This window comes from Bacillus sp. SW14 (genome assembly GCF_047608225.1).
Taxonomy (GTDB): Bacteria; Bacillota; Bacilli; order Bacillales; family Bacillaceae; genus Bacillus; species Bacillus subtilis_G.
Genome location: NZ_JBLKRW010000001.1, coordinates 1,550,026 through 1,561,705, shown reverse-complemented (window position 1 = coordinate 1,561,705; position 11,680 = coordinate 1,550,026). Strand labels below are relative to the sequence as shown.

The 11,680-nt window shown below is 40.3% G+C and carries 11 protein-coding genes; 4 read left to right on the top strand and 7 right to left on the bottom strand.

What is annotated here, in order from left to right:
* Window positions 1-19: 19 nt before the first annotated feature.
* The 6 genes from levG to ACMX2I_RS07905 form a co-directional block, all read right to left on the bottom strand.
* Window positions 20-847, bottom strand: a complete 828-nt coding sequence (gene levG / locus ACMX2I_RS07930; RefSeq protein ID WP_014114571.1) for a PTS fructose transporter subunit IID — start codon at window positions 845-847, stop codon at window positions 20-22.
* Window positions 848-869: 22 nt separating this feature from the next.
* Window positions 870-1,676, bottom strand: coding sequence for a PTS fructose transporter subunit IIC (gene levF / locus ACMX2I_RS07925; protein WP_087993810.1), 807 nt, complete (start codon window positions 1,674-1,676; stop codon window positions 870-872).
* A gap of 16 nt (window positions 1,677-1,692) precedes the next feature.
* Window positions 1,693-2,181, bottom strand: coding sequence for a PTS fructose transporter subunit IIB (levE, locus tag ACMX2I_RS07920; RefSeq protein WP_087993809.1), 489 nt, complete (start codon window positions 2,179-2,181; stop codon window positions 1,693-1,695).
* Window positions 2,181-2,621: a PTS fructose transporter subunit IIA gene (levD, locus tag ACMX2I_RS07915; RefSeq protein ID WP_087993808.1), complete on the bottom strand. Its 441-nt coding sequence runs from the start codon at window positions 2,619-2,621 to the stop codon at window positions 2,181-2,183. The genes levE and levD overlap by 1 nt, the downstream gene beginning before the upstream one ends.
* A 189-nt stretch (window positions 2,622-2,810) precedes the next feature.
* Window positions 2,811-5,618, bottom strand: a complete 2,808-nt coding sequence (levR, locus tag ACMX2I_RS07910) for a transcriptional regulator LevR (protein ID WP_414956641.1) — start codon at window positions 5,616-5,618, stop codon at window positions 2,811-2,813.
* A gap of 363 nt (window positions 5,619-5,981) precedes the next feature.
* Complete coding sequence (locus ACMX2I_RS07905; protein WP_414956640.1) at window positions 5,982-6,389, bottom strand: hypothetical protein; 408 nt, start codon at window positions 6,387-6,389, stop codon at window positions 5,982-5,984.
* A 590-nt stretch (window positions 6,390-6,979) separates the two neighbouring features.
* Between ACMX2I_RS07905 and ACMX2I_RS07900 the strand changes: the two genes are divergently transcribed.
* Window positions 6,980-8,368: an amino acid permease gene (locus tag ACMX2I_RS07900; RefSeq protein ID WP_414956639.1), complete on the top strand. Its 1,389-nt coding sequence runs from the start codon at window positions 6,980-6,982 to the stop codon at window positions 8,366-8,368.
* A gap of 122 nt (window positions 8,369-8,490) precedes the next feature.
* Here the strand turns inward: ACMX2I_RS07900 and ACMX2I_RS07895 are convergent, their stop codons facing one another.
* The gene (locus ACMX2I_RS07895) at window positions 8,491-9,120 is read right to left on the bottom strand and encodes a homoserine/threonine efflux transporter (RefSeq protein WP_414956638.1); all 630 of its coding nucleotides are present in this window, start codon (window positions 9,118-9,120) and stop codon (window positions 8,491-8,493) included.
* 151 nt (window positions 9,121-9,271) lie between these two features.
* Between ACMX2I_RS07895 and ACMX2I_RS07890 the strand changes: the two genes are divergently transcribed.
* From ACMX2I_RS07890 to rsiV, 3 genes are all read left to right on the top strand, one after another.
* The gene (locus tag ACMX2I_RS07890) at window positions 9,272-10,099 is read left to right on the top strand and encodes a TrmB family transcriptional regulator (RefSeq protein WP_087993803.1); all 828 of its coding nucleotides are present in this window, start codon (window positions 9,272-9,274) and stop codon (window positions 10,097-10,099) included.
* 207 nt (window positions 10,100-10,306) lie between these two features.
* Complete coding sequence (sigV, locus tag ACMX2I_RS07885; protein WP_414956637.1) at window positions 10,307-10,807, top strand: RNA polymerase sigma factor SigV; 501 nt, start codon at window positions 10,307-10,309, stop codon at window positions 10,805-10,807.
* Window positions 10,807-11,664: an anti-sigma-V factor RsiV gene (gene rsiV, locus ACMX2I_RS07880; RefSeq protein ID WP_414956636.1), complete on the top strand. Its 858-nt coding sequence runs from the start codon at window positions 10,807-10,809 to the stop codon at window positions 11,662-11,664. Before sigV ends, rsiV begins: the two co-directional genes overlap by 1 nt.
* The last annotated feature ends 16 nt before the right edge of the window (window positions 11,665-11,680 follow it).

Here is an 11,680-nt window from a genome sequence, read left to right as displayed (position 1 = left end):
TTCTTACTTCACACAGAGCTTATGCTAAGAATCCAGCCCAATACCCAAGAATCCCGATGATAAAGATGCCGCATATAATGAGAAGAGGATTCACCCCTTTCCGCAGCATCCATGCCACCAATAACGTTAACCCTAGAGGCAGCGCCCCCGGCATGATGCTGTCCAACACATTTTGTACGGTTTGAACATCCACTTTTCCGCTTTCATCCTTAATCCTGGACACAACGATGGGAATGTTGATGGTGGTCCATTTGGAAACGAGAGCTCCCATTACAAATAATCCGAGAATCGAAGCGCCCTCTGTCAGCTTTTGAATGCGATTCCCCGCTAAATCCTGCAGAATCTCCATTCCTTTCACATAGCCATACTTTAATCCGTAATATTTTGTGCTTAATCTTATGGCGTTCAGCAAGAAAAAGAATAGCAAAGGGCCGGCAATGTTTCCTCCTAAAGCAAGGGATGCCCCTAACGCAGCTAAGACCGGGCGAATCGTTCCCCAGAAAATCGGGTCGCCTACACCCGCTATCGGGCCCATCAAACCGATTTTCATTCCGCTGATCGCTTTTCCATCAATTCCTTTATTGTTCGCCATTTCTTCTTCCATGGCTGCCGTCACGCCAAATATAGGCGCTGTCAGCCACGGATGTGTATTAAACCATTCCAAATGCCGCTGCAAGGCTTCGTTTCTTTTCGCGCCGGGACCGTATAATTTTTTGATCGCCGGTATCATGACATAGCAATAACCCATGGCCTGCACACGTTCGAAGTTAAAGGAGCCGAGCAAAAAGTTTGAACGAATAAACATGCTGAAAATTTCTTTTTTCGTTAATCGCTTTTCTTTCTCCATCTTTTTCATCCCCCCTCATGGTTTAGGCATCAAGATCATCATCGTCATCATAAACACCGACTTGGCCACTGTCAGATGCGGCGGCCACCGCTCCGTGCGCGGTATGTTTTTGCATCATCTGCTGGTATAAAAGCGCCAGACAGAGACCGAGGGCTCCAAATCCTACTAAGTTGAAATCGGTAAACGCTGCTAATAAGAAACCAATATAGAAAAATGGCTTTAAATATGGAATATTCATCATATTGATCACCATGGCATATCCGACAACAACGATAATGCCTCCGCCTATTTGCAGCCCTTTTGTAATCACATCCGGAATATTGCCCAAGAACGCCTGAACAGCGCTGACACTGATCAATGCGACAATCAAAGTCGGTATCATGACGCGAAGCGCTTGAAACACCATCGCGGTAATATGCATAATTTCAATTCCTTTTATATTCCCTTCTTTTGCGTATTGATCAGCGCGATGAATGAAAAAGACAGTGATCGTCCGCACAAAAATCGTCAGCGCCTGACCAGCAGCTGCCAAAGCAACAGCTACGGCAATCCCTTCGCCAATTCCCTGATCAGCGGTAATGACTAAAATGGTTGAGATGACAGAGGCGATCGCTGTATCAGGCGCCATAGCAAGGCCGACGTTCATCCAGCCCAGCGCCATCAGCTCCAGTGTGCCGCCGAGAATAATGCCTGTTTTTAAATCCCCGAGCACCAAGCCAACCAGCGTGCAGGCCACAAGCGGCCGGTGTGTCTGCCCTTCATCCAATACACTTGCGATTCCGGTGATTGCTGCAATGATTAACAACAAAATAATTTGTAATGAAGACATATTCTCATCCCCTTGATTATTTTGTTACGTTCCGTAAAATCTGGACAAAGTCCTCGCTGGCATCTGAAGGCAGTTGCCTCAATTCCACTGTCACGCCCAGATCACTTAATGTTTCAAACGCCTTTATATCTTGCTCTGTGACGCTGACTGATTTTGTGATTTGCCTGCGATGATTTTCAAAACGCATCCCACCAACGTTTACTGTTTTGATCGGTACGCCTGCTTCTATAAGAGATACAATATCGGACGGATTTTCAAACAAGAGCATTGCCGTTACCCCTTCATAACGCGGACTATGAAACGCTTTTGCCATTTTTGAAACCGAAACGGCACTCGCTTTTACATTTGAAGGCGCAACAGAAAGGATCAGCGCTTTTCTCATGTCGTCCTGTGCAATATCATCGGAGACAACGATAATTCGGTCTGCCGCATGGACTTTAATCCACCTTGTCAGGATTTGGCCGTGAATAAAGCGGTCATCAATTCTTGCTAACACAATGTTCATCACAATTCATCCTCTCTTGTTTCTTGATTGGCTGTTTTTACTTTTTCTAAATGTTCACTGCACACTTGAAAGCTTTGCTGGCTCATTGCTTTTAAGTTGTTCAGCAAATCTTTAAGTGTCAGATGTTCTCTCAGGCTTAATACCTCCAGCAGAATCGGCAGGTTTACGCCGGCTGCCATATCCATTCTTTGATCTTCAGCAATGAAAGAAGCTGCCGCGTTATATGGCGTTCCTCCAAAAATGTCGACTAAAAAAAGCACTTCATTTTCTTCCGGAATGTCTTTGAGCGCCTGATGATATTTTTCTTGCAGTGTTTGAACTCCTTCTCCTTTAAAAAACGGCACTGCAATCAGGTTATTTTCTTCACCGAATATCATCCCTGAAGACTCTTTTAATGCTATGGGAAAATCTCCATGACCACTGATAATAACTGAAATCATATTCATTGCTCCTTTCCTGTTTTGTACATCCATATATAATGCAAGGATCGTGCCAACAAAGTTGTGTTAAGCGTTTTCATTAAGTTTTCAGCAAATGGCAGACTGTTGTTGAAACACTTGAAACCAAAAAAATAAACCTGTATTAAAATGGCGTTCCATTTAATACAGGTTCACATAAAAAAAACGCTTTTAAAACAGCTGGCCAGGCACTTCTTCAGCGAAGATGGCGGCTATAAATAATTTTTCATCATCACTGATGCGAAGTCCAAGCTTTTGTTCATATGGGGCTAATGTACGTTCTGTCACGTTCAGCATTCTTTTTAGCTGTTCATTTATTTCATCTTCCTCTGAGAAAGCTATCGGATTCTGCTTAATCACCCTCTCAAAGGCGAAAGCCGTATGCATGATGACTTTGATTAAAACAGCATTATTGAAAATGACTCCCAGCTCATCTTGAACGGTTTGCAGCCACTCTAATAACATCTCGATCATATGGTGGGGGTTCAAGAAGACAAGGTACTTTTTCAAGCTATCCTCGCAAAGCTCCCTGACAATGATATTCGCTTCGTTCAATCCATTGCTCAAGGGGGTGCTTCCTTTGGTAATCGCCTGTTGAATCAGCTTCTCTCCCTCCCCTTCAATTAACACTTCTAAAGATACATGCGGAGCATTGATTTTAGGATCTTTCGTTCCGACTGTCGCAAGGATCTCATACTCTTTTTCAATTTCTTTTATGTTGTTTGCCAATTTAATGGATGAAACAGTCAATATGTGAATCGGGGTATCAGAGGCCTTGTTTACGATCGTTGTCAGGATGTCTTCCAGCTTTTTGGCCGTCCCGCTGCCTGTCGTACAGATGGAAACCAATGCCTTCTTTTTGCCGGATGCTGCTGGCTGCCGCTCCCATAACTCAATAAAATCCTTCGTGACCGATTGATAGATCGCATGCAAATTTAAATTCAAATAGTTCACTTTTCTGACAGCATCCAGCACCATTGAGGTCGTCACATTGCTGATTGTTTTGATGGCAATGCCTGTCTTATCCTCCAGCTTGCTTTCCAGCATCGCAAGTGACCCCATATCTACCAGCATTAAAACACCTTCCCCTTCGTCAACCTGTTTCATTTTTTCCGCTACGCATTCGATAATGTCCGAAGGTGAAACAGAAAGCGGCATATCAACTGCTGCAATGGGAGTGCTTCCTAACAGTTCTGTCGCGACTTCAACCATTGAACTCGCCGTGCTATTTCCATGTGCAGCCACGATAATACCGACCCTTTTGTTCTCTTTTAACGATTTGATGGAGTGAATCAGCATTGTTAAGTAGATGACTTCTATTTCCGGGATGGCCACTTTAAAATATTTCTGAATTTGATCTTTAAATATCATCGCCACCCGATATTCTTTCACATGAGTGTCACGGATTTCATCAGTCTCCTGTGTATTTAAAACATCAATTTGTTTTCCGCGCTTTAAAAATGCGTCAATATGCATACTCAAGAAATAAATAAATTTACGGTCAAATGTGCAAGCCAGCTCATGCTCAGCTATTTCTTTTAACTGTTTGGTCATTTGAATCACGTCGTCTTCAACGAATGTCAGCAGGCTGTCCTTTTGAAACGCCCGATGATGAAAAAAACTTCTGACATGCAAATGGATATCAGTTAAGATGTACTGATTAATATCCTTTTTGGATAATCCTTCTTTCATAAGGGTTTTCACTTTTTCCTCGATCAAATGATACAAGTTAAATGAGAGGTCTTCGTCAATTTTTGTTGTTTCATCTTCTACAATCGGAGAGATAATCGTTGTAATATTGACATATTCAGAAATAGCTTTGCTTCTTTGCATGTTTTTGCTGCTGGACATCCATTCTTGCTTGATTTCATCCGGCAGATCCCGAACAGTCAGTTCAATAACCTCATTTTTTTCAAGGTTGTGCAAAAACCCGTGTGCACAAACTAACTGGACATTTGATTTCAGCTGTCCCACATTTCCAAATTTCGCAGAATGAATAAGCGCATTATAGACATCTATGTGCACACTCAGATTTTTCTTAATTCGCTCTGCTTCTTTCCCTAATAAAAACGTCGTCAGATCCACTCTTTCTTTAAGCGATCGTTCTTCAAGCGAAGGAATATGTATGGTCATTGGAATTCTTCGCAAAAATGTTTTCAATAAAGCAGAACTCGGATTTTCTGTTGTGGCGGAAATAAACAATACGTTCGATGTTCGTTTATGTTCCGATTCCCCAAGCCGGTTATAAGAACCGCTGTCAATAAAATAAAACAGCATTTCCTGCCCCTCAGGAGGGAGACGGTGGATTTCATCCATAAAAAGAATGCCCCCATCAGCCTGTTCGACTAAGCCAGCCTTATCCTCGCCGGCACCTGTAAATGAACCTTTTTTGTGTCCGAATAATTGAGATAGCAATAATTGAGGATTGTTGTAGTAATCTGCACAGTTAAATGTAATAAATGGTGAGCCGGCCTTCAAAATGTCAGAGTAAATGGCAAACTGGTAAATACGGTTCGCAAAAAGGGATTTACCGGAACCAGTCGGCCCTAGGAGGAGCATATGCAGGCCGTTCGGCGGATAAAAAACAGCTGCTTTTGCCTGGGAAATGGCTTTCTTCAAACTGCCTTTTGCCCCAATCATAAGCTCTAGAGGATTCGTAGAAATAGGTTGTTGTTTCTGTTTGGAATTCCCGGAAAACGGCTCCAGGCTTTTCACTTCCATCAACTCGGTATCCCATTTCTTGTTGCATAACCTTTCCGCTATTTCGACTGGGATGTATCGCACAGGAAACGATTTTATTTTTATGACCTTTTTGGACCGGACGAGATTGTTCAACTCAAAACTGACATTGGACCGCTCCATTTTCAGCTGCTCAGCAATTTCCTTTGCTGAACTCCCCTGTACTTCTAAAAGATGATCTAAACTGGAATCATGAAAATTATGCATAAGCTGATGGTATATTTTATCTATTCTTTTCACGTCTATCATCCTTTGTCCTTATTAGATAAGCCCTGAATATTCCGAATCTTCATGGCGGAAACATCTAATTCTACACTTCCAGAAAGGCCTCTATAGCAGATTGACATGCCGGCCTTTTATGCTTATGTGTTTAGAATGTTGAATCATTTACATCTCATATTAGTATTTTAGATTCGCGTTCCCCAGGGCTGGACTCCTTCCAAAGTAATAATCAGTAAACAGTTTATCATTCTTGAGGAATGTAATGATGCCAAAATCACGAATGACAAAAAATGAATCTTAAAGACTGGGTCAAATCACCTAAAATGCATCCAATTGAAACAAAGAAATGGCGGACACTCTATGTGTGTCCGCCGCAGTGATTCACGATAAAAAATCAGGATGCAGCAACTGCTCGATCTTTCTCTTTTCATTATGCAAAACTTCTTCATCTTTACAAAACATCTGGAAGGTCAGTGAATCTGTAAACATAAAAGCTTTATCTCCATCGGCAAAAAATAAATATTGATGATTTCTCGCAGCCATCTTGCCCAGAATTGAAAAATCTCCGATATGATCGATTTGATATCCCCTGCTGGTCTCAATCAAAGCGGGCGTATGATCATACAATCCGCTACCTATTAAAAAAGCCTTGTACGCTTCATAAGCAGCAGCAAACTCATCATCCAGATGACATTCACCCTCCCAGTCATTACTTAGAAATGGCGTAACAACTGTTTGTCCGAAAGTTGATAGATAAGGAGATATCCATTGAAAAAATAGATCCTCCATATGCACCCACTGTTTTTTTGAGATTTTTATGTTTGAATACGGATTCTCGACTGATTCAAAACCGAATGATTGATAAAAATCTTTTATTTCATGCTTATTCTCCGGGAGGCCAATCAGGATGCGATGTTTATTATTCTTTTGATGCTCCCAATCAAAAAACTGATATTCTGATAAGATTGTCAATAACTGTGCTGTATGTAAGTTCATTATATGTCCTGCCTCATGTCATTCATTTCGCCTGTATCCTTATTAATGAGCGGCCCTCATAAGCATACTGTTATCATCTATCCTAGCAAAACATCTTTTTATTTGCCATTACATATTTGTTACTGTTTTCACTCGGTCACGAATGACGGTTACGCCAGTAGGACGTTTTACCAAAATCTCTTTTCCTCACTGAGCATTTACCTTTTTTTCTACTATTCAATAAAACTGGAAGTGAAAATAGAGAGTGAGAGACATTTAGCACCTGTACGAACAAGCAAATGAAAATTATATTTTTAAAATTTAAAAAGTAAACATTGTATTCTTTTAGATGGTATAATATCCGATAAACTTTATTCATCTTTTATTATTGGAGGAAAATAAAATTGAGAGGCAATTCTAACAAAGACAATTTTGGACAACAACAAAAATTGTCTAGAGGCCTTAAAAACAGGCATATACAATTAATGGCGATTGGGGGTGCAATCGGGACAGGTTTATTCTTAGGATCAGGAAAATCCATCCACTTTGCGGGACCATCTATTTTATTTGCTTACATGATCACCGGTGTATTTTGCTTTTTCATTATGCGTTCGCTCGGAGAACTGCTCTTATCAAATACGGGATATCACTCTTTCGTTGATTTTGTAAGGGACTATCTAGGAGACATGGCAGCGTTTATTACTGGCTGGACCTATTGGTTCTGCTGGATTTCTCTCGCGATGGCTGATTTAACGGCAGTCGGGATTTATACGCAATATTGGCTTCCTGCGGTGCCTCAATGGCTGCCGGGTCTTCTTGCGCTTATCATCTTGCTGATCATGAACCTTGCAACCGTTAAACTGTTCGGAGAATTAGAATTCTGGTTTGCATTGATCAAAGTTATCGCCATTTTGGCTCTTATCGCAACTGGTATTTTCTTGATAGCGAAAGGTTTTTCCGCTGATTCCGGCACAGCCAGCCTCACGAATCTTTGGAGCCACGGCGGCATGTTTCCAAATGGATGGCATGGATTTATCCTTTCATTCCAAATGGTTGTCTTCGCTTTTGTGGGAATTGAACTTGTTGGATTGACTGCAGGTGAAACTGAAAATCCCCAAAAAGTGATCCCTAAAGCCATCAATCAAATCCCAGTTCGGATTTTACTTTTTTATGTCGGCGCACTTTTTGTCATTATGTGTATCTATCCTTGGAACGTTTTGAACCCAAATGAAAGCCCATTTGTTCAAGTCTTTTCTCTTGTAGGCATCGTTGCCGCCGCCAGTATGATCAATTTTGTTGTATTAACATCAGCGGCATCAGCGGCCAACAGCGCTTTATTCAGCACAAGCCGCATGGTCTATTCTCTCGCCAAGGATCATCACGCCCCTGGATTATTAAAGAAACTGACTTCTTCTAAAGTTCCAAGCAATGCGCTGTTCTTTTCAACCATCGCCATTCTGATTGGCGTTAGCCTGAATTATATAATGCCCGAGCAAGTCTTTACATTGATTACAAGTGTTTCTACCATATGTTTTATTTTCATTTGGGGCATTACGGTGATTTGCCATTTGAAATATCGAAAATCAAGGCAGGATGAAGCGAAAGCAAACAAATTTAAAATGCCGTTTTACCCATTATCCAACTATTTAACACTCGCATTTCTCGCGTTCATTCTTATCGTATTGGCACTGGCGAATGATACACGTGTTGCTTTATTTGTCACTCCGGCCTGGTTTGTTTTATTGATTATCATGTATAAGGTACAGACCACCAGGGGACATAAGATAAAATAACAAAAAGACAAGGGATACACACTCCCTTGTTTTTTTGTATTAAAAATGATATTGCCGGACTAAAAGAGGATTCGAAAGGCAAAACAACTGCTTGACTGATCTCCAATTCATGTAAGCTAATTTCAATTCACACCAGTTTTGATGCCGAAACCCACTAATATAATACCGGTTATTTTTTGAAACGCTTTCTGGAACTTCGAGTTTTTCAACCATTTCTTTGCGAAATCAATCATATAAACGAGAAAGAGGAACCACAAAACCGCTAATAAGGTTAGGATTGAAGCTAAAATGATGAGCTGCTGGTTTATATTTCCCTTTAGATTGATAAATTGGGGCATGATTGTAACATAAACCAAAACAGTTTTAGGATTGAGAATATTACTAAGTGATCCTTGCATAAAGGAAGTTTTATAATAACGTTTCGGAGAATTTTCCTTGCTTGCTTGAGATTGCGTTTCATCAAAAGAAAACATGCTTTTGGCAAAAAAACTCTTGATTCCTAAATAAATTAAGTATGCTGCTCCCAAATATTTGATCGTTGTGAAAAGAAATACCGACTTTGCAATAACCACTGATAAACCTAAAATGGCGATAACCGTCCAAAAGGAAAGTCCTGTTGCCAATCCAAGGATGTTATAACGGCCAGCCTTTGCGCCATATCTAAGGGTATTTTTCATCACAAGCATCGTATCTGCTCCCGGTATGATAACCATCATGGCAGCAATCGGTATGTATGTGAGTATGCTGTGCATTTCTTCTCCCCCTTTAAAAAATCTCCGCAATATATAGTGACTACGATAGTAACTACTTATAAAATTGTATCAATGCGTTTGGAATAAATCAATATGGTTTGTTAAAATAGCGATTACAAGGGCAGCGACTGCTCTTTATATTGGAGGATGTATGAAGGAAAATATGTTAGACATTTTAAAAAACCTTAATTTTACCGAATATGAATCAAAAGCATATCTTGCTTTATTGCAAGAATCGCCTTTAACAGGCTATGCCGTCGCCAAAAATTCCGGAGTGCCCCGTTCTAAAATTTATGAAGTCTTGGAAAGTCTTGTCTTAAGAGGAGATGTCTTTGTAAGTCATGGAAATACACCTCAGTATGTGCCTGTCCCCGCTAAAGAACTGATTAAAAACCGCCGGCTCAAAGCGGAAGAGCATTTTGATCAGGCTGAGAAATACTTTGAAAAATTCGAGCAGACCGCAAATGACCGGGAAAATATCTGGAATATCACCGGACGCAATGAAATTCTTGAAAAAGTGAAGGCTTGTATCTTATCCGCCAAAAAAAGAATTCTCTTGGAAATATGGGAAGAGGATTTTGAAGAAATAGAATCAGAGCTAAGACAAGCGGCAAATCAAGGTGTCATTGTCACCATTATTGCGTACGGAGACATCACATCTGATTTTGCTGCTGTTTACCTTCATGATATGAGCAGTGAAATTACAGAAGAGTATGACGGGCGGTGGCTTGTCTATAGCGGAGATGATTCAGAAGTTGTAGCAGGTATCGTCTCTCTTGGCAACGACAGCCGTGCTGCATGGACGATGCATGTAGGTTTAGTCATGCCTATTACTGAAGTCATCATTCATGATCTGTACCTCATGGAAATCCTGAAAAAGCATAGAGGGCTTTTAGAAGAAAGCTTTGGGAAAAATCTCATCCAGCTGCGCCGCAAATTTTCAATCCACTCTGATTTCAAAAAACATTATTTGGAATAGAGCAATAGTACAAAAAACATGGCTTGTTGATACAAGTCATGTTTTTTTATGCATTCCTTTCCTTTCTACAAAGTTTTTAGGCTCCTCCCCCTCTGATCATTTCTTTTAAAAAATGCGATTCTGCGCAAACTATTTTTCAGCCTTCCTCGTCTATCCTAGGTAACAGCCTATTATATACGTATATTCAAAAAGGAGCCCTTTATTGCAATGAAGAAAAAACAAACAACAAAAGCGTTGCTTGTCACATGCATAACTGATCATAAGCAAGATTTCTACAGGTTAGCTTTCAGTTATGTGAAAAATCAAGATGACGCATTAGATATTGTTCAGGAATCTATAAAAAAAGCGCTGAGCTCAGTTGAAAAGGTTAGAAACCCTGAGACGATAAAAAGCTGGTTTTATAAAATTTTAGTACGGACAGCTATTGATTTTTTGCGCAAACAAAAAAAGTTAAAAGTGATGGATGACGAAACGATAGAATTTTTAAGCAAAGGAAAGGAAGACCATTACAAGGACACTGATCTCCATGAAGCGCTTGACGAATTGCCGTACCGCTATAAAACCATTATTATTTTGCGTTTTTTTGAAGACCTCAAATTAGAAGAAATTGCGGAAATTACAGGAGAAAACACGAATACCATCAAAACGCGCCTCTACAGAGCATTGAAGCTGATGCGCATTCAGTTGACGAAGGAGGATCTTTCTTAATGGATAAGAGATTGCAGCAATTAAGAGAAGAATATAAAAATGTTCAGATTCCTAATGAACTTGATATCATTGTTGAAAAAGCCCTTCAGCAAGAACCAAAAAAGAAAAGAATCGTCATGTGGCCGACATCGGCAGCTGTCGCGGCGGCTATTTTATTCACTGCACTTGTCAACATCAACCCTGACGCAGCTCAAGCGATGTCGAGAATTCCTGTCATCGGCAAGATTGTCAAAGCCATCACTTTTATTGAGATCAAAGAAGAGAAAGATCAATCAAGCATCGATGTCAAAACGCCTGCTCTGTCCGGACTTTCTAATAAAGAGCTTGAAAACAGCATTAACCAGAAATACTTGAAAGAAAGCAAGCAGCTGTACAAGGAATTTATACAGTCCACATCCAAAAACAAAAAAGGGCATCTCAGCATTTATAGTGATTACGAGACTGTGACAGACACGCCAGATTTACTCTCTATCCGGCGAAATATTGAAAAAACACAAGCATCATCTTACACCCAAAGCCGTTATATCACAATTGACAAAAAGAACGATATCTTACTGACTTTAAAAAGCTTATTCAAAGATGAACGCTATATCAACGTCATCAGCCAAAACATTAAAGAACAAATGAAACAGCAAATGAAGAAGGATCCAAATAAAATATATTGGCTCACTGACGATGATGCAGAACCGTTCAAAACAATTCTTCCTGATCAAACGTTTTATATTAATGAAGACCATAAACTTGTGATCTCATTTGGTGAATATGAAGTCGCTCCCGGCTATATGGGCGTTACCGAGTTTGAAATTCCAACCAGCGTTATATCAAGCTTGCTCGTGGGGGATCATTATGTTCGATAATATAAAAAAACATCCA

What these genes read in the sequence shown, in the direction of transcription:
- levG (WP_014114571.1), bottom strand. Translation starts at nt 847, where the DNA reads ATGGAGAAAGAAAAGCGATTAACGAAAAAAGAAATTTTCAGCATGTTT.
- levF (WP_087993810.1), bottom strand. Translation starts at nt 1,676, where the DNA reads ATGTCTTCATTACAAATTATTTTGTTGTTAATCATTGCAGCAATCACC.
- rsiV (WP_414956636.1), top strand. Translation starts at nt 10,807, where the DNA reads ATGGATAAGAGATTGCAGCAATTAAGAGAAGAATATAAAAATGTTCAG.
- ACMX2I_RS07890 (WP_087993803.1), top strand. Translation starts at nt 9,272, where the DNA reads ATGAAGGAAAATATGTTAGACATTTTAAAAAACCTTAATTTTACCGAA.
- ACMX2I_RS07905 (WP_414956640.1), bottom strand. Translation starts at nt 6,389, where the DNA reads ATGGAGGATCTATTTTTTCAATGGATATCTCCTTATCTATCAACTTTC.
- sigV (WP_414956637.1), top strand. Translation starts at nt 10,307, where the DNA reads ATGAAGAAAAAACAAACAACAAAAGCGTTGCTTGTCACATGCATAACT.
- ACMX2I_RS07895 (WP_414956638.1), bottom strand. Translation starts at nt 9,120, where the DNA reads ATGCACAGCATACTCACATACATACCGATTGCTGCCATGATGGTTATC.
- levE (WP_087993809.1), bottom strand. Translation starts at nt 2,181, where the DNA reads ATGAACATTGTGTTAGCAAGAATTGATGACCGCTTTATTCACGGCCAA.
- levD (WP_087993808.1), bottom strand. Translation starts at nt 2,621, where the DNA reads ATGATTTCAGTTATTATCAGTGGTCATGGAGATTTTCCCATAGCATTA.